The 23,544-nt window shown below is 36.6% G+C and carries 23 protein-coding genes; 7 read left to right on the top strand and 16 right to left on the bottom strand.

Going from position 1 to position 23,544, the window contains the following annotated elements:
- The 4 genes from ABS917_RS17105 to ABS917_RS17090 form a co-directional block, all read right to left on the bottom strand.
- The coding region (locus ABS917_RS17105; protein ID WP_350480130.1) for a hypothetical protein at positions 1–499 on the bottom strand (499 nt) is incomplete at its 3' end.
- 626 nt (positions 500–1,125) lie between these two features.
- On the bottom strand, positions 1,126–1,311 hold the full coding sequence (locus ABS917_RS17100) for a hypothetical protein (RefSeq protein WP_079526205.1): 186 nt from the start codon (positions 1,309–1,311) through the stop codon (positions 1,126–1,128).
- Between the two features lie 14 nt (positions 1,312–1,325).
- A complete protein-coding gene (locus ABS917_RS17095) occupies positions 1,326–1,493 on the bottom strand; it encodes a YvrJ family protein (protein WP_251688520.1) in 168 nt (55 codons plus the stop codon).
- Entirely contained in the window at positions 1,486–2,037 is a 552-nt protein-coding gene (locus ABS917_RS17090) for a sigma factor-like helix-turn-helix DNA-binding protein (protein WP_350480129.1), read from the bottom strand. The genes ABS917_RS17095 and ABS917_RS17090 overlap by 8 nt, the downstream gene beginning before the upstream one ends.
- Before the next feature lie 416 nt (positions 2,038–2,453).
- On the opposite strand from ABS917_RS17090, the gene ABS917_RS17085 reads away from it, so the two are divergent.
- Positions 2,454–3,311, top strand: coding sequence for an XRE family transcriptional regulator (locus tag ABS917_RS17085; RefSeq protein WP_350480128.1), 858 nt, complete (start codon positions 2,454–2,456; stop codon positions 3,309–3,311).
- A gap of 318 nt (positions 3,312–3,629) precedes the next feature.
- Here the strand turns inward: ABS917_RS17085 and ABS917_RS17080 are convergent, their stop codons facing one another.
- From ABS917_RS17080 to ABS917_RS17070, 3 genes are all read right to left on the bottom strand, one after another.
- Positions 3,630–4,616 carry a diguanylate cyclase domain-containing protein gene (locus tag ABS917_RS17080; RefSeq protein ID WP_350480127.1) on the bottom strand — a complete coding sequence of 329 codons (987 nt, stop codon included), beginning with the start codon at positions 4,614–4,616 and terminating at the stop codon, positions 3,630–3,632.
- Positions 4,617–4,776: 160 nt separating this feature from the next.
- Complete coding sequence (locus ABS917_RS17075; RefSeq protein ID WP_350480126.1) at positions 4,777–5,442, bottom strand: metal-dependent hydrolase; 666 nt, start codon at positions 5,440–5,442, stop codon at positions 4,777–4,779.
- Between the two features lie 174 nt (positions 5,443–5,616).
- Positions 5,617–6,789, bottom strand: coding sequence for an MDR family MFS transporter (locus tag ABS917_RS17070; protein ID WP_350480125.1), 1,173 nt, complete (start codon positions 6,787–6,789; stop codon positions 5,617–5,619).
- 155 nt (positions 6,790–6,944) lie between these two features.
- Between ABS917_RS17070 and ABS917_RS17065 the strand changes: the two genes are divergently transcribed.
- Complete coding sequence (locus tag ABS917_RS17065) at positions 6,945–8,192, top strand: MFS transporter (RefSeq protein WP_350480124.1); 1,248 nt, start codon at positions 6,945–6,947, stop codon at positions 8,190–8,192.
- 4 nt (positions 8,193–8,196) lie between these two features.
- A complete protein-coding gene (locus ABS917_RS17060) occupies positions 8,197–9,501 on the top strand; it encodes an alkaline phosphatase family protein (protein WP_350480123.1) in 1,305 nt (434 codons plus the stop codon).
- A 110-nt stretch (positions 9,502–9,611) separates the two neighbouring features.
- Here the strand turns inward: ABS917_RS17060 and ABS917_RS17055 are convergent, their stop codons facing one another.
- From ABS917_RS17055 to ABS917_RS17045, 3 genes are read right to left on the bottom strand one after another with little or no spacing between them, the layout of a single operon-like run.
- On the bottom strand, positions 9,612–10,013 hold the full coding sequence (locus ABS917_RS17055) for a hypothetical protein (protein WP_350480122.1): 402 nt from the start codon (positions 10,011–10,013) through the stop codon (positions 9,612–9,614).
- Positions 10,014–10,043: 30 nt separating this feature from the next.
- Positions 10,044–10,430, bottom strand: a complete 387-nt coding sequence (locus ABS917_RS17050; protein WP_350480121.1) for a peptidylprolyl isomerase — start codon at positions 10,428–10,430, stop codon at positions 10,044–10,046.
- A 46-nt stretch (positions 10,431–10,476) separates the two neighbouring features.
- Positions 10,477–11,106: a hypothetical protein gene (locus ABS917_RS17045; protein WP_350480120.1), complete on the bottom strand. Its 630-nt coding sequence runs from the start codon at positions 11,104–11,106 to the stop codon at positions 10,477–10,479.
- A 183-nt stretch (positions 11,107–11,289) separates the two neighbouring features.
- Between ABS917_RS17045 and ABS917_RS17040 the strand changes: the two genes are divergently transcribed.
- Genes ABS917_RS17040 through ABS917_RS17030 form a run of 3 tightly spaced genes read left to right on the top strand, consistent with a single transcriptional unit; the run spans position 11,290 to position 14,333 of the window.
- On the top strand, positions 11,290–12,198 hold the full coding sequence (locus ABS917_RS17040) for a DoxX-like family protein (RefSeq protein WP_350480119.1): 909 nt from the start codon (positions 11,290–11,292) through the stop codon (positions 12,196–12,198).
- A 1-nt stretch (position 12,199) separates the two neighbouring features.
- Positions 12,200–12,808, top strand: coding sequence for a DUF4166 domain-containing protein (locus ABS917_RS17035; RefSeq protein WP_350480118.1), 609 nt, complete (start codon positions 12,200–12,202; stop codon positions 12,806–12,808).
- Positions 12,777–14,333, top strand: a complete 1,557-nt coding sequence (locus tag ABS917_RS17030) for a YndJ family protein (RefSeq protein ID WP_350480117.1) — start codon at positions 12,777–12,779, stop codon at positions 14,331–14,333. The genes ABS917_RS17035 and ABS917_RS17030 overlap by 32 nt, the downstream gene beginning before the upstream one ends.
- A gap of 84 nt (positions 14,334–14,417) precedes the next feature.
- Here the strand turns inward: ABS917_RS17030 and ABS917_RS17025 are convergent, their stop codons facing one another.
- Positions 14,418–15,473 carry a YkvI family membrane protein gene (locus tag ABS917_RS17025; RefSeq protein WP_350480116.1) on the bottom strand — a complete coding sequence of 352 codons (1,056 nt, stop codon included), beginning with the start codon at positions 15,471–15,473 and terminating at the stop codon, positions 14,418–14,420.
- 331 nt (positions 15,474–15,804) lie between these two features.
- Positions 15,805–17,799, bottom strand: coding sequence for a catalase (locus tag ABS917_RS17020; protein ID WP_350480115.1), 1,995 nt, complete (start codon positions 17,797–17,799; stop codon positions 15,805–15,807).
- 236 nt (positions 17,800–18,035) lie between these two features.
- Here ABS917_RS17020 and ABS917_RS17015 point away from each other — a divergent pair, with 236 nt between their 5' ends.
- Positions 18,036–18,893: a manganese catalase family protein gene (locus ABS917_RS17015; protein WP_350480114.1), complete on the top strand. Its 858-nt coding sequence runs from the start codon at positions 18,036–18,038 to the stop codon at positions 18,891–18,893.
- A gap of 92 nt (positions 18,894–18,985) precedes the next feature.
- Here ABS917_RS17015 and ABS917_RS17010 read toward each other — a convergent pair whose 3' ends face one another.
- From ABS917_RS17010 to ABS917_RS16995, 4 genes are read right to left on the bottom strand one after another with little or no spacing between them, the layout of a single operon-like run.
- Positions 18,986–19,822 (bottom strand): MBL fold metallo-hydrolase, encoded by an 837-nt coding sequence (locus ABS917_RS17010; RefSeq protein WP_350480113.1) that lies wholly within the window; start codon positions 19,820–19,822, stop codon positions 18,986–18,988.
- Between the two features lie 50 nt (positions 19,823–19,872).
- Positions 19,873–20,913 carry a Ger(x)C family spore germination protein gene (locus ABS917_RS17005; RefSeq protein ID WP_350480132.1) on the bottom strand — a complete coding sequence of 347 codons (1,041 nt, stop codon included), beginning with the start codon at positions 20,911–20,913 and terminating at the stop codon, positions 19,873–19,875.
- Positions 20,913–21,959, bottom strand: a complete 1,047-nt coding sequence (locus ABS917_RS17000; protein WP_350480112.1) for a GerAB/ArcD/ProY family transporter — start codon at positions 21,957–21,959, stop codon at positions 20,913–20,915. The genes ABS917_RS17005 and ABS917_RS17000 overlap by 1 nt, the downstream gene beginning before the upstream one ends.
- Entirely contained in the window at positions 21,956–23,494 is a 1,539-nt protein-coding gene (locus ABS917_RS16995) for a spore germination protein (protein ID WP_350480111.1), read from the bottom strand. The genes ABS917_RS17000 and ABS917_RS16995 overlap by 4 nt, the downstream gene beginning before the upstream one ends.
- Between the last annotated feature and the right edge of the window lie 50 nt (positions 23,495–23,544).

Raw genomic sequence — 23,544 nt, 5'->3', positions numbered from 1 at the left:
CCGGCGTTTCTGATTCTTCAGTTTCACCTTCTTCAGCCTGATCATCATCTGATACTGGTGCTTCCGGTTCTTCTGTTACATCTTCTGTTTGATCATCGTCAGCTGCTGGTGCATCTTCTGTTACATCATCTTCAGTCACCGGTGTCTCCGGCTCTTCTCCTACACCATCTTCAACCACATCATTCGTTGTATCATCTATATTATCGTTATTTTCCAATTCCGTAGTTTCGGTTTTTTGCTGGGCAATTTGGCTAACGAGCTTACCTTTTTCAGGAGAACCTGGCAGGCTCTTTGCAAATTCAGACACTTTCTGTCCATGATTTTTTGCGTGTTCAATAATTTCCGGATTTACATCCTTGGCATCCAATTCTGCTGCAGAAATAGGTGCACCAGCCGCTAAAAATGATGCAGCTATAAATGATGTTGACATCACTAGTGGCGCTACTTTCTTAGAAAAATTTTTATTTGCTGTTTTAGAGTCCATTTGTTTTTTATTCATTACTTGATCGCTCCTAATTCGTATTTTGTACTGATAGGATGGATTTTGCATTGATCCCGGTATTGATCGCTTCACCTCTGATTGAACCGAGTAAAATGATTCCTCAATTTTTTTGGCAGCACCATCTACTGCCTGTTTAGAATATACCAAAATTATATTACAATATTGTTTTACTCTGATTAAAATAGTTGATGTCTCCATTACGAATTTTTCGAATTTTGCAATATGCGAAATAATATATACAGCCAAAATCAATCTATATAAAAAAATGATTACGCTTTCATCTTCACTCACTATTATATTTCATGTTATTTCCTTTACTGTATAACTTGATTAAATTATTTTACATATATCTCGGGACAGTAAAAATTGTCTAAACAAAAAAGACATTTCCCTCCCCGATTATTACGGATTGAAAAGTTTAAGATTCGGAAAACCCCCAAATAGTTGAGATTATCCGTAAAACACCATCTTTATTATGTATCATGCTTTTTAACATTTTTGAAAAACAAAGGGGTTTCTTTACAACATCCAAGCTAAAGGTATACATAAATTAAAAAGGCATTTTAATAATCCAAGATGCAACTAACTCCTTAGATATCAAAATGCCTCGCCAACTATTCTATTCATTTAAACAATCCTTTTGGTTGTACAAAAACCGTATTTTTTAAAGTTTTAATGGTAACTTCATAAAGGTGCTGCTTAAGGTCATCCCGATTTTCCATTCTCGTTTGCAGTGAAGAATAAGAAATGATAGGTTCAATTCTTTTTAATACTTGAACAATTTCATTTGGATCAAATTGCTCGACCATAGTTAACCTCCCTTCTATTTTTTACTCCTTTCATGGTTCGTCTTAGTGAGGTCGTTCGATAATAAGTCAATCGAATTTCGTAATGAATCAATTTTCCCTTCGAATCTCATTAATAAATAAACTGCAATGGTAATAGGAAACCCGAAATTCCCTAATATTTGAAAAAGCTGTCCCTCAATCATTCCCCCCCCTCCCTTCTCTTAATATATTAATTGATTTATGAATCATCTTAGAAATAGCTTGTTGTGAAACATTGTAGATCTTCGCAATTTCCTTCTCAGTTAACTCGTTTACATACCGATAATACAAAACTTGTTTTTGCTTAGTATTTAAACGTTTTAACAAAGTTATTAACATTTCATCACTCAACAAGCTCTCTAAGTCATTCTCAAAAATGCTTTCGAATTGTATAAAAGAATTTTCATCTTGAACAGTGTCTACCATTGCAAGGCTTTCATTTATTGGTGCATCCAAATTCAATTCGTATTTATTATTGTGCTCTCTTACCTTTGAATCAAATTTTCTGGATTCATATATAATTGCTTTTTTTATATAGGCGATACGTATAATCTGATTTTCAAAATATTTAAATTGTTCATTTAAACAATCCGCATTAGTATTTGTCGGCTCCTGTAAGTATGCATTATACAGTTTGCTATATTCTTCAATCTCTAAAAATCTTTTAAACACATTACTATTCACGACATCAGGATTTAAAATCTTCATTCGTCATACCCCTTATCTTTTTAGTCATAAAACATGAACTTCTGTTCGTTTTTAATTAAAAAGACCGAATAGAATGCTTATCTTCTTACTATATATAGGGGAATTTCTAAAGAATAATACAACCAAAATCTTAAGCTTTAGGGATATTATAATTATTTTTAACGATTGTAATCTTAATTGGGGCACCAGACGTAGGAGTTGGGAATCTTACTACGACTGGTGCCATTAATTTTTTACACCAAATGTAACTATTACTGAGAAAATGTCTTCTTACCCTCCACCAATTCCTACTAACCATAAATCCAGAGCGATAATAATTAAATCAATCATTTCCTCACCCCCCTTTTTTTACTTATTTTACATAAATTATACTCTTTCAACTTATAATATTAGTAAATGAATATTTGGAGGGTATTATGAATAATTACGGAAAAACATTAAAAAAAATTAGAGTCGGCAAAGGATTTTCACAGAAATATGTATCAAACAATATTTGTACACAAGGTAATTTCTCCAAATTTGAACTAGGGGAAAATAAAGATATAAAACATTCAACCTTAAGTGAATTTCTTGTAAGGATAGAAACTTCATATGAAGAATTCAGATATATTGATAATGGTTATACCATGCCTTTAAGAGATGAAATTATCAACAATTTTTATAATCAATCATATAATAATTCTGAAAATTTACTGCAATTACAGCGAAGTTGTATTTCATTCTTAAAGGAATTTCCTGAAGATAAACTAATAAATAAAATATTTATCATTATTAAAAGTTTAACAATATTAGCCAGTACTAACGATCTTCATAATGCGAAATTACTTGCCGAGCCCATTTGGACAGAATTATCTCGCAGAGACAATTTGTACTTGTCAGATATCTTTTTACTAAATTCAATTCTTTATATCTTTCCAATTGATACCGCTGTTGAAATGAAAAAATTTGCTTTTCGGCATATTGAAAAATATAAAAATTTCCAGAATATAAACCGTATAAAAATAAATTTCTTAACAAATCTATCCTTGTTATATCTAAAAAAGGGTGATTATAATATGGCTTTAAAACAATTAGAAAACTCGATTGAACTATGTAAAATAGAAAAACTTTTTATTAATCTGTCCATATGTTATATACGTAAGGGCATTTGTTTAAATAATTTGGGCCATTGCGGATTATATTGGAGTAAAAAAGGAATGGATATGTTGGAAGTTTTAGACGAGATCGATTTGCTATCTATATTAGAAACTGAAGTCGAAAAATACTCAAATTAAATTAGTTTAAAAAAGTGGAAATAAACATCTGCGATACCTAGTTAGTTGTTTGTATTGAGGAAGTGCAATTACCGGATTCGCCTTTCGTTGCAGAGCATAACGGAATTATAGAAGTTTCTCAAAGCTTCCTGTGGGTCAAGCACGTGGGGGCATGCAAATAAATAAAGCTAAGAACGCAAGCTCTATGTGGCAACACTATTATGACCAATATAGTGTTGTTCTCGTGCCCCCAAAAAGCATCCGCCGTAACGGAGAACAACGGCTACGAAGCAGACAAAATTAAAAGCCGTTCAAATTTGAACGGCTTTTAATTTTGAGTTAGTTGATTGTATCTCCTGGCAAACCTTTCAATTTTTTCTCATTATACATCGCTCGATCCGCTTCTTTAATCATATCATCTAAATTTGCATCTACAGCTTCCGTCGTGTAGTACGATCCAATACTTGCCGAAACATTAATTATATGTTGATCTAAAATCATTGGTTTCTCAAGTGCAGATTTTATTCTATCTGTAATCTTATTTACTATCGATTGATTAATATTAGCCGTTAAAATGACAAATTCATCTCCACCTAACCGGCATAGCAAGTCCGTCCCTCTCAATACGCCATCTATCCTTAAAACAATAATCTGCAATAATTGATCCCCAACTTCATGGCCGTATGTATCATTTATTTTTTTGAAGCCGTTCATATCAAGGAACAATAAAGCAAGTGAGTCAACATTTTCTTGCTTCATCAAATCAAACTTAACCTTAAGCATTAAACGGTTTGCTGCTCCGGTTAAAGGATCGTGGTAGGCTAAGTCCTGTAACTTGTCGTTTGCTTCCCTCACTTTAAGAATGAATACAATGAGGAAAATGGTTATAAAAATTCCAAACAGTACTAAATAAATAAAGTCTTCCTTGATGACGTTCGGAAAAATTTCATCGTGAAGGTAAAAAAATGAATAGAATGTAAGAATAATGGAAGCGACCCCTGCCATCATAACGGCTTTTACCTGTTGATAAATGGAACTCAGCGGAAGTGCGAGCCACATGAAGAAATAATTTACTAAATACGGTGATTCGTTAAGCAGGTAATAAAAATAAATATACATACTGCCGATCATTACATACATTGTAAATTTGGCGTTCACTTTCTTTTGAATCAGCAATATTATGATGAGCCCAAATACTCCAAAAACGATTGCTGGAGGAAATATACTCGCTATTCCTTCAATGAAAATATTAATTATAATTTGTGTAAAATAAAAAATACTTATTAATAGAAGCAATAATGAATTTCTGCGATGCATTTCAATCATATTTCACCTTCCTCTAACATCCGTATTGGGCAAAAAAAATTATAATTACTTAATTTATTATAGCTTATGGCAGATTTCGATGCAGTTGAATAATAATTAACCAAAAAAGAAAAGATCTCCCGACAGTTTATTGAAACTGATGAAAGACCTCTCCTAAAATCTATATTCTTATTTTAAATACTTTATTCGTAATCGGGGCAAGGAATTTAACCCCTTTCTTTGTCATCATATCGCCTAAAATATGAGATAAATAAGCCATAGTTGATATAATCGCTAAATTTTCCGCGCCCGTACTCACTTCCAGCAGCTGGGACATGTATGCCCAAAAGACCACTGCCCAAATTGTATGGGTAAACCCCCGATGCGGGAACCATCCAGCTGCACCTATGTATACTGCAAACAGTACGAGCCACCACAGCTCATCTGTAATCGCATAATACAGAAGGAATAAACTTAAAATCGTCATTAAAATGTTTTTCAACGTTTCCTGACTTCTCATGGACAATGCGATAATAATGGCGCCCAATGCTATAAACAGCAGTTTATTTTGTTGGGTAAACCATTCACCATCCAAAAAAGGCAAAAGATTCATGTAGGCTGCCAAGGACAGAATCATTATGATTCCGCCGGCCATTTGTCCAGCCTTTTTTATTTGTTTCGCCGTTTTCGTTACATGTTTATTCAACAGATTGTTTCCGTCCAGATCTGGAGCAAGCGAAGCCACAGCGGATACAGCTAAAATGACCGGGATCATTTCAGGTGCTTGACTGACAGATGCCACTGCCCCGATTCCTAGACCGATTGTTAAATGTGTTCGACCTTTCATGTTGTCACCTCTTTGTTGTAAAGTCTTCTAGCGGAATTTACCGCGAACTTCATATGTATTCAAAGTGTTCATTGTACTTAACGAAGTTCTATTAATCAAGTTTTTTCATTATAGGAACCTGCTTCACTTTATGAGCAGCCCTTTTGTTTTATTACTTACCGATAATTCAACATTTCAAGTCAGCCTTTGAGCGCGGTTATATATAAAAATACTGCAAAGCATGATTAATGAAATAATCGCAAACATATAATCTATACAAACCGTTAACAGCCAGCCACCGATAATGGGTCCGATAAAACCTCCTATATTTTTAAACTGTGATGCACCAAGATATGTCCCTTTCTGATCCTCAGGTGCAATCTCCTCAATAACTGCATTCATCATCGGGAAACAGAAAATCTCACCGACCGAAAATACTATCATACTCGCAATGAACATCCAAGAACTGCCGGAAATGCCAAACAGAAATAATCCGACCGCAAAAATGACGACGCCAATTTTCAGTGAACTATAAATTGAAATTTTTTCGCTTAATACTGTTAATGGCAGCTGAAATGCCAGCACTGTAATGGAGTTTGCGACAATCACATAGGAAAAGAGCTTCACCCCATCTTCCACATTCATATTAATGAATTGCGGCAGTGTCGAGTCGAACTGGGAATAACCAACTGTAATCAAAATACCTCCTGCGATAAACAGCAACAGCTTTTGATCGTGGATAACTGCACGTAATATCGTTCGGATTTGTTGGTTTGAACCAAGTCTTTTTTGTTTCATTTCATAGCGGTTTAATATTACGAGTAAAAATATGCCATACAATGCATACATAATGCCGGTAATCAGAAACGGTGTCGCTGGACTTGATAAGCCTGCGACCCATACTCCAAGTAATGGGCCCATAACAGCCGCAATATTAATGGCCGTGTAGCGTACAGAAAATAACCGTCTTTTTTTCGCATCCTCTGTAAAATCAATCATCAATGCTTGGGTACCCGGTTCAAAAAATGAACGGCATAGCCCATTCATTGCATTCAACACGACAAAATACACAGCTGAAGGAGCCAGTGCAAAACCAATAAAGGTAAGACTCCATATAAAGACTGTAATAATAATAACCGCTTTTCGTCCAAATCTGTCGGTCAAGTAGCCGCCAATCAGTCCGCCAAAGGTTGAGAACAGCGGCGCAATTCCAATCGTAACCCCGATTAATAACGGCGAGGCTTGAAGTTCATTATGTAAATATAAAGCTAAAAACGGGATTGCCATGAAACTCGCAGTCCGTACAAAAACTGTTCCACTTAATATGATCCATACAAGTGGATGAAAATAGTTAAAAATCCTTGTCATAGCCCGCCTCCTGTAAATTTTTAGAGATAACTTCCATTATACAGAGTTTGCGTAAAGAATATTTCTTTAATATGAAATTTCTGTATGGTTTTACTTATCAATTTCAAGATAATGGTATAATGACTGAAAATAGTAGGTTGGGAGGTTTTATGTAAGTGAAGCTGACAAAAGAAGAAAAGTCATGGATTTTATACGACTGCGGGAATTCTGCTTATTCCATTGCGATTACAACCGCCCTTTTTCCCATTGTCTTTGGGATGTTTCAAGGTGTGAACAACATGGATTTAGGCTATTTCAATTCACTCGCCAGCATATTTGTCGCCGTTCTCAGTCCTATTTTAGGAGCCTTTGCTGATTATAAGGACAAGAAAAAGCGTTTCTTCACATTTTTTGCGTTAGTCGGCATTATTTCTACTCTTTCCTTTACATTTATTTCACCCGATAGCGGGCAATGGCAGCTATTAATCGTCATGTACATTCTTTCTTGTATCGGCTTTGCCGGCGCTAATATTTTCTATGATTCTTTTTTAGTCGATGTGACGACAGATGAGAAAATGGATAAAGTATCATCGTCAGGCTTTGCTTTCGGCTATATTTCAAGTGTCATTCCATTTGGGATTAGTTTAGTTGTCATCTTAATTATGGGAATGGATGCCGCAATCGGATATCAAATCGGATTTTGCATTACCGCGCTATGGTGGGGGTTACTGACAATCCCGATGATTAAAGACGTCAAACAGCGCCACTATATTGAACCCGAACCAAATCCGATCGGCAATAGTTTCAAACGATTAGGTCAAACCTTTTTAAATATTAAAGACTATAAAATAGTATTCATGTTTTTAATTGCTTATTTCTGCTATATCGATGGTGTCGATACAATTATAAAAATGGTTGTTCCATACGCGACAAGTGTTTTAGGCTCCGACGGCCTAAATACCTTTATGCTCTTGGCCATTCTACTCGTTATTCAAATTGTAGCGTTTCCTTTTGCCCTGCTTTATGGATCACTGGCAAAAAAATATTCGACACGGGCATTAATTATTGTCGGGATTACGACTTATGTCATTGCCTGTATCGCAGCATTTTTCATTTCGGAAATGTGGCATATCTTTATTTTAGGTATTATGATTGGATCTGCTCAAGGCGGGATTCAGGCATTAAGCCGTTCCTATTACGGAAAAATTATTCCGAAAGAACGCTCCAATGAATTTTTCGGTTTCTATAATATTTTCGGTAAATTTGCTGCGATTATCGGTCCTTTTTTAATGGCACTAACAACAACGATGACCGGTGATGCCAGATACAGTATTTTATCGATTATCCCACTCTTCATAATCGGACTCATTGTCTTTTTAATGCTGCCAAAAGATGCGCATGACCAAACTAAATTAGCAAGGTGATCAAATGCAGAATAAAAATAAAAGTAACTATGTAATTGTCGTTTCGTATGATGCCTTCTCTAAAGATAATTGGGTAAGTGCTGCTTCAAAATCGAATTTAGCAAAACTGATTGAACGAGGGGCATCCACAAATTCATTAAAAAGTGTGTATCCTACCCTCACATATGTCATACACAGTTCCTATGTGACAGGTGTCTATCCAGACCGGCACGGGGTTTTCCATAATAATCCGTTCCAGCCGTTCGTCCCTGAAAACGATCAAAACTGGCACTGGTTCCGCAGTGATATTCAAGCTCCAACTGTTTATGAAGCAGCACGAAAAAAAGGACTCACAACAGCCGGGCTTTTGTGGCCCGTATCAGGGAAAGCGAATATTAACTTTAATATCCCTGAAATAAAAGCGCTCAAAAATGAAAGCCAGGCATTAAAAATATTGAAAAGCGGCAGTAAATTGTTTACGATGCAAATGGAAATGAAGTACGGAAAAGTTCGACAAGGAATTCAGCAGCCTTATTTAGATGACTTCACAACTCTATGTGCAGTAGACACGATTAAAAAGAAAAAGCCTAATTTACTTTTTATGCACTTAATTGACCTCGATGATACGAAACATTTACATGGAACAAAAGGACCTCATATTGAAGAAGTAATTGACCGGATGGATCGCCGGATTGGAGAGCTCGTCCAGGCGACAAAAGATGCAGATATTTATGAAGAAACGACTTTTATAATTGTCGGAGATCATAGTCAGCTCGATGTTCAGTACAAAGTGTATTTGAATCGGATTTTATACGAGGAAGGTCTTATTTATGAGGAAAATGGAAAATGGCATTGGCGTGCATATGTTCAAGGTGCAGGTGGAGCCGCTTATTTACATGTACAGCCAGATGATACGGAAGCAGAACAAATAGCCCTTACCATTTTACAGGATGCTGCACGGAAAGAATCTTACGGAATCGAAGCCATTTTAAGTACTCCGGAATTGCAGAAATTTCATGTAGCTAGTCAGTTCCGCTATATGATTGAAGCAAAAGAAGGCTATGCTTTTGAAGATGACCATTTACAGGAAGCTATCATCGACTTGCATGCACTCGGCAAAAAGTATGCGACACACGGCTACTCACCAAACAAACCCGATTATACGAGCAACCTTATTATTTCCGGCAATGGTGTTATAGCCGGTTCACACATTGGCGAAGCTTGTGTCGTTGATATCGGTCCGACAATTGCGCATACTTTAGATTTGGACTTTGGAAATACAGATGGCAGAGCATTGACTGAAATTTTCAAGCAAAAATATAACCAGTAAATCTTCTCCCATAAAGAAGTGTATAGAAAATCCCTTTTGAATAATTAAATCAAAAGGGATTTTTATTTCATATCCATAGATTTGATATATAAAGATTATAAAGCGAAAAATTAATATTGTTTCTTCAATTCTTTATAAATCTCTAATGCATTTTCATAAATATCATTATTTTCATCGATTTGATAATTTCCAGAACGATTTCCCAGAACAAAAATACCCTTATCATCGATCACTAAACTACCTGATATTTGGTCTTTATAGATAAAATGGATTGTTACCGCCTTATCATAATTAATTTCCTCGTTTGTCTGTCCAATATCTTTAATTTGATTGTAAGCCTTCACAAGTGACTGGACCGTTTTTTTATCTACTTTGTTATAGCCCTCATAGATGCTCTGCCCATAACCGATGTCGAAGTAATCCGCTTTAATTTGATTAGGAGAATTACTATTACATCCCCTTACAATAAAAAAAGAAATTAGTATAACAAACAATACTAAAAATTTCTTCAAAATTTCCTCCATCTAACCTAACCGTCTTTTTTAAAAACCTATGGAATTATCTATAGGTGTATCTTGGCCGTTTATTTTTATATTAATTGAATCATATTGAGCATCACCACGAGTAAGTTTGTAGACGTATTGTTTTAACTCGCTATTTTCTTCGTTTTCGGTATCCAATTTTATATCTAATATATTTTCTCTCTCTTCAAGTTCTGCTGTTACTGTTCCTGCAGATTGAAAAATAATATACTTTACATCGCTTTTAGTGTCATTAACTATCTGCAATGTGTAATCAGTATCCATAAAATTAATACTCTCCTGCACTTTTGGAGGAATCTTTTGCACTTCGGTAATACTCAATTCTGATGAGCTACAAGCTACTAATATTATTGCTGAAACTAACATTAACGATAATAATTTTCTCAAGTTAAGACCCCTTCCTTGGTTTCCCGGATTTCAATTATCACTTCTATCATTTCTTTTTCGGAAATAATGTATACGATAATGTAATCACAAAATCAATGGCAAGAATAATCAGCCATACTTGACTGAATCTATTAATCCCTTCATTGTCAAAAGGGAAATTACTGTTCTCATCATCGAACCACATTCCGAATAAATCATTCAGGGGCGTCTGCTGAAAACTGTCTGAAAAACCGACTCCAATCGCAAATCCTATATGAACAAGGACAAAAACTACGAAATGCCCCGCAAATTGTTTCCATTCTTTTAACGCATACTCCTTACCATATAATTTAACAGGTTGGAGTGATTCATTGATCGGCTCTCCCCGTCTTTTAGCAACCCACCTTTTAATAAAGGCATCCAGCTTTTTAAAGTCAGATTTCCCGAATGTCATCGCGTATACAATAATGATGACGATGATAATCTGATAAACCGAAAACTCACCCGTCCGCTGATAATCTAAATAAGCCAAAAGTGCAATCCATAAATCATTCACAATAAAAATTATAAAAACGAACAAACTCAGCTTTTTCAGCTGAAACCAGTAGCGCAAGAGCAAAAAAGCTATCGCACATACCCAGAAAACAACCTCTGCAGTAATGAGGAAAAACCACTTATAATCTAAAATAAAGTCCATTGCTTCCTCCCTTAAAATCGGTTACTTGAACTACCCATTCTTATAATACGTGATAATGTAATAGATTAACATTTATTCTGCAAATTCATTCACTTTAAATTCTGACTAATCACAGAAGAAATATTAGGGTATGATGAATGAGTAGAATACTTTTTTTACATTTTGATAGAGGAGCTGAATGTCTTGAAGAAAAAGCCGATTTATGTGGAAACCGTAATAGACAGCTCGATTGAAGAAGTATGGCATTATACACAGCAGCCCGACCTGCATGAACAATGGGATTTACGCTTTACATCCATCACCTACAATGAAAAACAGCATGCGGACGCGCCTCAAACTTTTACATATACAACTAAAATAATGCCTGGCCTGTCAGTTTCAGGTTGGGGTGAAAGTAAAGGAACATATGAAAAGGCAAGTGGTGTCAAAACCTCATCGCTACATTTCGGAACACCGCAACGGATTTCCCCGATTAAGGAAGGCCGCGGCTATTGGCAATATATCCCGAATGGCGAACGTGTAACCTTTCTAACTCAGTATGACTATGACGTCCGGTTCGGTCGACTCGGGCAATTATTTGATCAGCTGTTCCGCCCTGTTATCGGTTGGGCAACTGCACTTAGTTTCAATGTACTGGCAAGATGGATAGAAATAGGAGAAAAACCGGCAACCCAATACCGGCGATTTTTCAGCTACTATTTACTCTGCTTCCTGTTCAGTTTTATATGGCTCTACCAAGGTCTCATTCCGAAAGGGTTGATGAAGCATCCGCTTGAAATCGATATGCTGATGAAACTATCACCGCTAACGTTTGTTCAAGCATCTACGGCCATTATTTGGGTAGGTATTTTGGAGATGATCGTCGGGTTACTCTTTTTGATCCCTAAATTGCAAACGCTGCTCATAAAGGCACAAATATTATTATTTCCATTGCTGACATTAAGCGCTATTATTGCTGCACCTTCAGTTGCAACGGCTCCATTTAATGTCGTTACATTTAATATGAGTTTATGGATTGCTTCAATCATTGCTTTACTGCTGACAAAAGAATTACCGACAGCAAAATTCTGCAAACGGAAAAGAGGCGCTTAATATGATTTACGAAACATTGCTGGCCAAAGAATTTAACAGGCTGCACCCAAAACTTCAGGAGAGATACCGCCTTCCATTTGGCCGGCCATTTCATGCACAAGGAACAATGCACGTCATCCAATCAGGACCACGTTTATTACGGCCCATGTATCAACTATTTACGAAAACAAATTTCCTTTTTCCCGAATACGGCGAGGAAATTCCTTTTACAATAACGAATACCGCAAGAATGAACAATGAAAAGGAAGCGGAAGTTTATTGGGAGCGCACTTTCCACTTCCCACTGGAAACACGCAAGTTCAATGCGACGATGACAGTCGATTTGGAACGGCAAATCGTAAAAGATTATTTAGGGGATCCGGCTTTGTTCTATTCCGATTTAAAAATGGATGTTACAAAGGACGGTTCCTTAATGATCCGCTCCGCAGAACAGCGTGCCGTAATCGGTAAGAAAGAAGTTGGCTTGCCAAAGAAACTGACAGGTCGAGTTGTTGTAACGGAAGGTTATGATGATGCGCTGGATGTGTATACGATTCATGTCTCCATTTATAATGACCTCATTGGAAGGATGATGATGTATGCTGGTCAATTTACGCCATGTTCTCAGTAGACCTTTAACAATCATTGGCCTTGTTTGTATGGCTTGGCTTCTGTTATTTAACGAAACAACATCTATGTATTATTATTTGACGCTAGCTCAACTTATCTTTGTACCAGTCATGCTGGAACAGATAGTTTTGCTGAAAAATTGGCAAAGATCCATTATTGCAATCGGCCAGTTTGCAGTTACGATACTGTATTTTACACAAAACGATTTCCTCATCCTGCTTTGTGTACTAACTTATTTACTAAGTACGCTAATTGTTGCCTTCCATGGGATTAACCGTTTTTTAAGAAGAGGCTTTGTCAATACAGCTGAAATGATGATAGATATTGGTCTAATTTATATTGTGATGGGTGGACTGTGGTTTTTGGCATTCCATCTGCAACTGAATACAGGGTTCAGTCCGATTATTACATGGCTTACCGCTATTCATTTTCATTATTCCGCCTTTCTACTATGCATTACAGTCGGTTTGATCGGGCGTCTTCATATGACCCGTTATTTCAAGTTTTGCTGTGCCGTCATCGCAGCAGGACCAATGCTGGTGGCAGTCGGGATCACTTTTTCAAGAATCGTTGAAATCATTTCGGTTAGCTTATATGTACTCGCCATTTTCAGCATTAGCTTTTTTGTTATGAAATGCCCATTGCCGCGTGTGCAGCGTGACTTCATTCGCCTGGCATTTTTGACATTATGCTTTACAATTATTTGGTCGTTTTTATACGCATACAGTAATATAACAGGAACGAAACTTGTTGATATTCCGGATATGCTGGACTTCCACGGGCTTTTAAATTGTTTAGGATTTGGAATCTCAGTAGTGATCGCTTGGAGCTTATTGCTGCCGCCGTCAAAGCATCATGACTATGCATTCCCAAGAAGTAAAATACGCGGGCGATTTTCTCCAACAAACAAACGCGCAAGTGGGCTGGTCGATGATATGGCTTCTTATGTTAATAAAGAGGAAATTCCTGAATTAGTTAGTGAGTTTTATGAACGCACTACACAATTTGAATTAAAAGCGTCTGTTCAATGGGCTACATGGTTTAAGCCATTTGCTTTTGTGTATCAGTTCATTAGCAAGAAAATGGGACAGCTGAATTTACCGTTTTCTTCAAAAATGATTGTGATGGACGGTGAAATTTGGCAAGTCGATCCTCAAAATGACGGCCGAGAAAAACCGCGCGTCTGGCACAGGTCGATTAATGGTGACCCGGTATTCAATGCGATATATTCGAAGCATCATGATGCATCCAATACCTATATGAATATTGCTTTGCCACTGCCATTCTCTTCAATGCACGGTATACTGCAGCTTTCCGTAAAAGACCGCGCACTGTACTTAACAAGTGATGGAAAAGGCGATGCCGGTACGTATTTGGCGATCAGTTCTTATATATTCAAACTGCCGTTACATGAGTATTTTGTAATTAAGGAACAACAAGGAATCCTTACCGCAACCCATCACATGAAACTGTTTGGTATGAAGTTTTTACATATTAATTACTGCATACAGAAAAAAACTAGTTAAGATACAGCAGAAAAGCTACCATTTTTCCTAACAGAGAAAATGGTAGCTTTACTTTTTAATGATTTATTCATTCGTCTTAAAAAATTATCGTGCTTCTTGTCTCTTAATAATAAATGGCGCTGCTACTAAAGCAAGAATGAGGATAATTCCCAGATAACCGATTAGAGGATAAAAATAACTTACGAGACCAGTAAAGCCTACATAACTTGCCAAATAGCCAATAATCATTGTAATCGTAAAGAATGTTTTAAATTTCTTTGTCCCTGTTTCCGCAAAGCGTGCTGAGAAAGAAAAGAACATTCCAACCGCAGTATTATAAATCATACCAAAAATAACTAATGACATAATAATACCTAGCGTTGGCGATAAATTACTGACAATTCCCAGCATTGGCATGTCCAATGTGCCCACTTCTTCGATTTTTGAGAAAATGGCTAAATGAATTAATAAAATGAGAATTCCTAATACAAGTCCTCCAACTAATCCGCCTACCGCTGCTGTTTTCGGATTTTTTTCAGCCCCACCCATAACAATTGACATCGAAGCACCGACTGCGATATTGAATGAAACATAATTAATACTGGAAATAAACCAGTTTGGTAAAGTAGTCGGTATTGCTAAGGCTATATCATTTAGGGATGTAAAAGTTCCATTCATCGTTAGAAAACTGTAAATGGCAATAAATATAACAAAAATAATGAGAATCGGCGTAATGCTTCCAATAATGGAGACGACCCGGTTTACTTTCAAAAAACCTGTTAATAGTACGAGTATTGTCATAAGAGTCGTACCAACAAAGATTGGTAATCCAAACTGTTGGTTTAAGTTTGAACCGGCACCCGCTAGCATAACTACACCTACACCAAACAACGTAAAGATTAGAATAAAATCGATTGCAGTACCAAGATAACGCCCGCTAATTCTGTAAATAACATCTTTATGTGATGTCGTTTTTGTATAACTGCCAAGCCATACTAAAAGCATACCAATGCCTGAAAACAGTACCGTTGATAAAATTGCTCCGAATATCCCGAGTATTCCAAAGCTCGTAAAATATTGCAGTATTTCCTGTCCTGAAGCGAACCCTGCACCCACGATAACGCCAATAAATGCGCTTCCAATTTTTAATATATTTTTCACACGTCTAACTCCCCTTTTAATCCTTCGATCACTATGTATTTTATTAAAATAATTACTAAAGCTAGATACCCCATCTTAAATTCTTCATTTATTATAGCCCTTCAGATTTCTCCCTAAATATACCTCCTCTTGTTTTAAAATTAAATTAACTACAATTTTTATATTATAGCACACTATTATTACGATATTTTATTATTCCAAATATTCATTTTTTATAAACTGAGTAGGAAAATAGAGATATAGATTGAAACATAGTTCAATTAAAAAAACATTTTTCTCAATGAGAAAAATGTTTTTTGGACTTTTTGATTCTTGTATTTTGTAAGGAGAATCAACCCGTTGCATCTGTTCTGTCAAAGTGGCGACCTTTTTTCAATGCTTCTACAAATTCTGAAATACCAGCTGCGACACCAGGTGCATTAGCATAGTCTTTATCTAAAATTTCAGTGGAAGCATACCCTAATGCTTTATAGTGGTTGAAAATTTCATCTGCAAATCGTTGAACTTTTCGTTTAGGCACAACACTATCGAAAGTTGCGGCAACAATTAGACCATCATAAAGTACAGGATCTGCCGTTTCCAACGTATGATCAATTTCACGCTCACCAATTCTTCCTTGTTTATCACTGATCAACTCAACTGTAACACCTTCATTTTCCAAAGGAGCAATCAGTTCTTCCAATTTGCTGTTTGTATCAACAATAATACCTACTTTTTTCGATTTTAAGAATGGTACCTGATTTTTTAAGATACTGACAGCATCGGATGGTTGTTGATCTGCAACTTGCTGAATTGATTCGTCTGGTGGTGTAACACCGATGTTTTGTGCAATTTGCTCAGCCATTGCACGATCGACACGAGCAAACATATCAACTGCAGCTTTACGTATTTCGATTGTTTCTACTTTCCCCAGTTCAAAACTGAAAGCATTAATAATATGCTGTTTTTCCACATCCGTTTGACTTAACCAGAATTGACGTGCTTGGCTATAATGATCTTCAAACGATAAGCTTCGAGCACGTACTTTGCGTCCTTCGATTTTTTCCTGGTAATGGGCATAGCCGCCTTCTTTTTGCGTTACAACATGCGGTGTATTATTTTGCAAACTATTTTTTCCGTATGCCACACGTCCCTTATTGATGGTCATACGTCCATAGCCATCACGCTGATTATTATGGAATGGGCATACAGGACGATTGATCGGCAATTCATGGAAGTTTGGCCCGCCTAATCGGATCAGTTGTGTATCTGTGTAAGAGAATAAGCGTCCTTGTAATAAAGGATCGTTTGAAAAATCAATTCCCGGTACAACATGCCCTACATGGAAGGCAATTTGTTCTGTTTCTGCAAAAAAGTTATCAGTATTTCGATTCAATGTCATTTTTCCGAGTTTGCGAAGCGGGATAAGTTCTTCCGGCCAAATTTTCGTCGGATCTAAAATATCAAAATCAAATTTGAATTCATCTTCTTGTGAAATTAGCTGAACAGCAAGTTCATATTCAGGAAATTTTCCGGCTTCAATATTATCGTAAAGGTCACGACGATGGAAATCCGGGTCTTTCCCCGCAATTTTTTGAGCTTCATCCCATACTAAAGAATGTGCACCGAATACAGGTTTCCAATGGAATTTTACGAAGTGGGCTTCCCCTTTGGCATTGACAAAACGGAATGTATTGACTCCAAATCCTTCCATTGTGCGATAGCTTTTTGGAATTGCACGGTCCGACAAATGCCACATTGTCATATGTGCAGTCTCTTCATTGCTGACAACAAAATCCCAAAATGTATCATGTGCACTTTGCGCTTGGGGAATTTCATTATGCGGCTCCGGTTTTACGGCATGAACGAAATCAGGGAATTTAATCGCATCTTGAATGAAGAAAACAGGTATATTATTTCCTACTAAATCATAATTCCCTTCTTCAGTATAAAACTTTGTCGCAAATCCTCGTACATCACGAACTGTTTCTGCTGATCCTCGTGATCCTGCTACTGTTGAAAATCGAACAAAGACAGGTGTTTGACGACCTTTCTCTCCTAAAAAGTGAGCCATTGTTATATCTGATGCATCGCCATAACTTTCAAATACCCCATGAGCCCCTGAACCTCGTGCATGTACAACTCGCTCCGGAATTCTTTCATGGTCAAAATGGGTCATTTTTTCACGAAAATGAAAGTCCTCCATTATTGTTGGGCCACGTTCACCTATTGTTAATGAATGCTCATCATTCGTTAACTTTAATCCATGATTCGTTGTTAGCGGCTGCCCTTCATCTTTCGTAGTAAACTGTTTCAATTGTTCGACTTTTTTATTGTTGTTTTCCAATTTACATCCTCCTCAAAAAGCAAGTTTCACAAGATTAGTTACGCTCAACCATCTCTGTAACTTTTCTACCCTATTTCTGTGAAAAATAATCGTAATATTTAAATCTTAAAAGTTAGTATCTTCTAACTCTAATGATTAAAAAATTGGCATGTCTTCCTTTGAACTGAACATAATACTTTCAAAAGGATGTAAAAATTCATTCTTTATGAAATAAGAAAAAGGAAGCGAGGGAAACTATGTACTACTATAAAGAAGAACTGATCAATATTATTAAACCGGACAAACCAGACCCGGCAGCTGCCCGCGTTTTACAGGAAATCTTAGGCGGACATTATGGGGAAATGCGGACAATGATGCAATTTTTCTTCCAAAGTTCCAATTTCCGAGGTAAAGATACTCAATTCAGAGACTTGCTGCGCGGTATTTTCTTAGAAGAAATAGCCCATGTCGAGCTTGTTCAAAATACCATCAACCAACTATTGAATGATTCTGGAGAATCATCTGCTCCCGGTAATAATGGTATGGATCAATCTCCATTGGATGAAGCGGTACGACATGCAAATCCCCATCACTTTATTATGGGCGCACAAGCATCATTGCCAGTAGATGCTGCAGGGAATCCATGGAATGGATCATGGGTCTACTCACACGGCAACCTCATCGCAGATTTACTGAATAACCTCGTATTGGAATCTACAGGTGTACTACAAAAAACTCGAATTTACGAAATGAGTTCAAACCAAACGTTCCGTGAAACGCTCGCATTTTTGATTGTCCGTGATAATGCCCATCAAAACGCTTTTGCAAAAGCACTGGAAACATTAGGTGTAAACTGGGGCAAACTATTCCCGGTACCGAATTATGATATAAACAAATATCCTGAATGTCGTAAATTTGTTGATATGGGTTATCATAACTGTCAATTTAACTTCCGTCTGGACCCCACTAGAATCGGTGAAATTCTGCAAGGACAATCACCAAGTCGAAATGGCGGAACATATCAGGTAACACCCCCGCCAGTAGGATTCCCGGTACCGTTGATGCCAGACATGCCAAATGAGCATAGCCCTGGGTTATATGATTTGAATAATTAATTTCTGCGTTAGCATTTAAATCAGACCCACTCTATTAATACACTTCAAAAAATCATCCATTTACTGAGTAAAAGGATGATTTTTTGTACTATTTATTTCTTATTATTTGGCAATGCTATTTTATCAAAATTATCAACAAGTTTCCGCAGCCCCTCGCTTAGTTCTTCTCCGCTCATCGGCACCCCATGTCCTGTAACCGCTACAGAAGGATTTAATGCTGCCAGAATTTTTACTGATTCAAAAGCTGCGGCCCAGTCTGGCGTCAAATACTTCGGGGGTCCATTCAATTCTTTTTCCTGGGTAAATACTTTATACAAGGATTCCTGTTTGACTGTAACAAATGCATCCCCTGCAATAAGTGCTCCGTCGCGCTCCCTAAATAGCGAAACGTGTCCAGGGGTATGTCCCGGTGTATGAATCCACTTAAATCCTTCCATAAAAGGTACGGTTCCATCTAGAGGAAGCTCCTGGACAGATTCCCCTAAGTCGATTGCTTCATTCGGGAACATCGGGGACATTTTAGCAACTAATCCGCTATCAACAGTAGGGTCCGGCTCCGGATAATCTTTTAAGCCTGTTAAATATGGCAGTTCCAGTAGGTGAGCAAAAACAGGAACTTGCCAGTGCTCTACAAGTTCAATGATTGCACCTACATGATCAAAATGTCCATGTGTCAAAATAATTGCTTTTGCTTTTGCATTTTTGCCAAATCGCCTTTCTGCAACGGCAATAATTTCTTCCGCACTTTTTGGCATACCAGCGTCTATTAAAACAAATTCGTTACTGCCAGGATAACTGTAAAAAACAATATTGGCGATTTGACTTGTGTGTACATACAAGTCTGGCAATAATTCTTGGCTAACCCCACTTTGTACAGATGTAGCAGGAATAAACCTATAATCATCACCATAATTCATATTTTTATTCAAAATACCACCATCCTCCAAAAATTTATTTTAGTTATGACTAATATTTTCAATTAGTTTAATATACCCGTTTTCATAATCTCAACCTTTACATTGATATTTATATCCAACGTAGAAAAATGTTCGCTCCAGTCTTTTTTGAATAAATCCGGATGAAAAGCCCGGACATTTCTACCAAGTCCAAGAGCATCACATTTAGCTTCTTGCAATTTTTTTATTACTTCATTCATTTCTTCTTCTATTTTTTCAGTAAGAAATTTTTCAAGTTCTTTTCTAACACGGTCATCATTTAAGTGATCTTGCGGAAACTCCGAAACTGCAACTTCAATTTTTTCGGTAATTTCTATTTTGTTTCCGGAAACTGTTATATCTCTTTTGGATTTATTAATTTGTCGAATGGTTATTGGACTATCGTTATATAAATAAGAAATTCGGGTAGCAAAACCAAGCGAATTATTTAGTATATTCAGTAAAATGCCTTCTTTGGTAGTCAACGTTTTACCTGTGAAAGATTCCCCAGAAAACAGTGCGATCCCGGCGACAGCCGGCCGATTTTCTTCATCCATTTTTAAATACGGCAAGGCCAAGTCCTGCGCATCTTCGAAAAGTATTGAACCGGCTGTTTGCAGAGTATACGGAATAACAATAGAATTCTCTTCCAGACTGGTAATAAGCCGGTCATAATATTCACCTGCTGTAGTCTGCTTTTGCTCACTTATTTCAAGAAATGGCTTCAATTCGCCCTCAACTATTGCAACTTTTGAGGAAATCGGACTGTTTGCATCACGAAAGAAAGAATCGAAATATTCATAAAGTTTACCTTTTGCTGTATCCTCTGAAATAAGAATTGTCGCCAGTCCTGATAAATCGAGTGTTTGCTCAACTTTTAGTTCAGCATCCATTCTCACATCTCGAGGTGTTAACCCCTTTCCCGTAATCAGAACGGTTTTCATCTCAGGTGTAGTTGCTTCCGGATAGGCATAGTATGCGGTTAAATCGCCCATCTCCCCTTCAAAGCCCGTAAGCGATACTACTGATGAATTTTTATAAAGTCTTTCATCCCAGCAACCCGCGAGTAATAATGAAGCGAATATTAAGATGATGTACGGGACTCTGATACAGTTCGCCCCCTTATCTTATTTACGATTATAATTACAATTGGAAGTAAAAAAGTAAAGATAATATTGAGATAAACAATGTTGCCCTTGATAAAATCCAATACAGAGAAACCAACAAGATAGTTGGCCGTTACACCAACAATGGCAAAAAATAAAAATTGCTGTACAACAGGTGATTTTCGTTTTTTTTCAAAGTAGACAAGACGCATAACAAGTACATAATTTACGATTGTAACCAACGACCAGGAAAGCCATATATAAACAAAAAATAAATCTAACCGTTTTACAAACGTAACCTCTACCGCGTGCAGAATATATAAAATCGGTTCTGGAATAAGCCTAATTTCCTCTAGTGCAAAAAACATTAACGTAAATGTAATGGACAACAGGTAAAAGCTTGTCAAAATAATAAAATATAATGTCAGTATTCTTTTGCTTATCTTTTCATCTTCCAGTAAGTACTTGCGAAGCATTACATACATTTCGGCCCCGCCAAATGCACTGGTGGAATATAAAAACCCCATCCACCATGTTTCCCCACGATCATAAAATAGCGGCAGCAAATTCGTTGCATACAAATCCGGAATAGCTACCATCATAAAAATTATAAATAAGAAGAGCATTGGTAACAAAACGACTCCAATATTCACTGCTGTTTCAGGTCTACTGATGCTTGCATAGAAGCATACTAATAAAAAGATGGATATGATAACACTCGTTGGCGTGTTTGGAAATGCCCAAGTCGTCAATACGTACGTTATATAAATAACAAAGGCGATAATATATACTCCCCAATATAGTAGGTAGATTGTTTTTGTGAAATTATTCAAAAGAAAGTATTTATGCATTCTTTCGAAAAATACTAATTGTAAAAAAAATACAAGCGCAATTATGATAAACTGCACTGTTGCATCTCGCTTACCATGCGCAATGATCGAAGTCTGAAAAGAGGTGTACACAAAACCCGTTTGCATAACGAACATCAATAGAAACAATTGGATTTTCGTCAATTTGATAGTCATGCTTTGTCATCCTTTTGGGGCGAAAAACTTGTTACCTGTTTCTTTGTTTTGTAATTGGGTTTTCGCAAAAATATCTTACTGATCCCTTTAGGGTCAAATGGAACAATTGGCGAAAAGTATGGTCGTTTTAATGAACTTAAATTCAATAAATGAACCACCAATATAAATGTGCCTATAACAATCCCATAAAAACCGAACAATGAAGCCAGAAACATAAACGGAAAGCGAAGCAACCGTATTGTCGAATTAAGCTCCACGGATGGAACAACAAAGCTTGAAATGGCTGTAAATGCTACAACGATAACCATTAAATTGGATACGAGTCCGGCACTTACAATCGCATCTCCAATGACAAGCCCACCTACAATACCAATAGTCTGTCCAATTGATTTCGGCAACCGGACACTCGCCTCTCGAATCAATTCAATTGTTAATTCCATTATCATGGCTTCAATTAAAGGTCGATATGGAATTTGATTAATATCCGTCTTTATTTTATTTGCGAGTTCAAGCGGCAACACTTCAAAATGAAAACTGATGATTGCAATATAGAAAGCCGGCAAAAAAATCGCTGACAGAAGACTGAACCCTCGCAGTAACCGATAAAATGTTCCTACCAACACACGTGAATTAAAATCATCCGGTGTCTGATAAAATGAAAAAAAAGTCACTGGACCGATTAGTGCAGTCGGTGATAAATCTGTCATGATGGCGATTTTGCCTTCCAAAATATTTGCAGTAACACGATCTGGTCGCTCGGTACTAAGAAGTTGAGGAAATGGGGACCACACTTGATCATCTAAATTATCATTTAGTTGTCCTATACTATAAACTTCGTCAATATCGATTGCATTTAAGCGATTTTCTACGGTTTTTAATGCTTCTTTATCAACTAAATCATCGACATAATAATAGTAAATAACGGTCCTTGTATTCTTTCCAAGTATGATTTTTCTTACAACGAGCTTATTATTTCTTATACGCTTTCGTATAAGCGATATATTCGCATCAAAACTTTCAACGAATCCTTCATGTGATCCGCGCAAAATTTGTTCATTTTCTGGTTCGTCTGGTGTACCATGTACAAATTCAGGGCTACTAAACCTAATCATTTTTCTTGATTGCAGCAAGATAATAATGGTTTCTCCATCACAAACATAATTAATGAGTTTTTTTTCATCATATTGCTCTGTAGTAATTGTTACAGAATCATCATGAGCAAATATATTTTTGTTTTCTGATTTTTCCGAAATAATATTTCCGCTGTTATTATTTGACTCGCTTTTTTCACCATTTTGCATATCGGAATTTTCCTGTTTATTATTTTCTTTTGTTTTAACTGGTGTTTTGCTTATTTGTTTTAGAAAAAAAAGGTTTCGGTCTACTTCATTTTTATTTACAAGCGAAGAATAATAACATATAATCACTTTTTCATCTTGATTCCATTCTATTTCTTTTACTATGAAATCTGATGATTGGAGGAATTGCTTATTAAGTCGTTTAATTTCCTGCTTTATTTCCATTGTTTGTGTCAATACGACTCCCCCCTTTTTGTCACAGTATAGGAAATTTATAAAAGAGTTAT

The sequence above is a fragment of the Solibacillus sp. genome, from assembly GCF_040273735.1.
Classification (GTDB): Bacteria; Bacillota; Bacilli; order Bacillales_A; family Planococcaceae; genus Solibacillus.
This window is presented reverse-complemented; position numbering and strand designations above follow the sequence as displayed.

Coding starts and splice junctions, on each gene's coding strand:
- ABS917_RS17015 (WP_350480114.1), top strand. CDS start 18,036: ATGTACTACTATAAAGAAGAACTGATCAATATTATTAAACCGGACAAA.
- ABS917_RS17045 (WP_350480120.1), bottom strand. CDS start 11,106: ATGGACTTTATTTTAGATTATAAGTGGTTTTTCCTCATTACTGCAGAG.
- ABS917_RS17085 (WP_350480128.1), top strand. CDS start 2,454: ATGAATAATTACGGAAAAACATTAAAAAAAATTAGAGTCGGCAAAGGA.
- ABS917_RS17090 (WP_350480129.1), bottom strand. CDS start 2,037: ATGAAGATTTTAAATCCTGATGTCGTGAATAGTAATGTGTTTAAAAGA.
- ABS917_RS17070 (WP_350480125.1), bottom strand. CDS start 6,789: ATGACAAGGATTTTTAACTATTTTCATCCACTTGTATGGATCATATTA.
- ABS917_RS17000 (WP_350480112.1), bottom strand. CDS start 21,959: ATGACTATCAAATTGACGAAAATCCAATTGTTTCTATTGATGTTCGTT.
- ABS917_RS17035 (WP_350480118.1), top strand. CDS start 12,200: ATGATTTACGAAACATTGCTGGCCAAAGAATTTAACAGGCTGCACCCA.
- ABS917_RS17060 (WP_350480123.1), top strand. CDS start 8,197: ATGCAGAATAAAAATAAAAGTAACTATGTAATTGTCGTTTCGTATGAT.
- ABS917_RS17075 (WP_350480126.1), bottom strand. CDS start 5,442: ATGAAAGGTCGAACACATTTAACAATCGGTCTAGGAATCGGGGCAGTG.
- ABS917_RS17080 (WP_350480127.1), bottom strand. CDS start 4,616: ATGATTGAAATGCATCGCAGAAATTCATTATTGCTTCTATTAATAAGT.
- ABS917_RS17030 (WP_350480117.1), top strand. CDS start 12,777: ATGCTGGTCAATTTACGCCATGTTCTCAGTAGACCTTTAACAATCATT.
- ABS917_RS17100 (WP_079526205.1), bottom strand. CDS start 1,311: ATGGTCGAGCAATTTGATCCAAATGAAATTGTTCAAGTATTAAAAAGA.
- ABS917_RS17095 (WP_251688520.1), bottom strand. CDS start 1,493: ATGATTGAGGGACAGCTTTTTCAAATATTAGGGAATTTCGGGTTTCCT.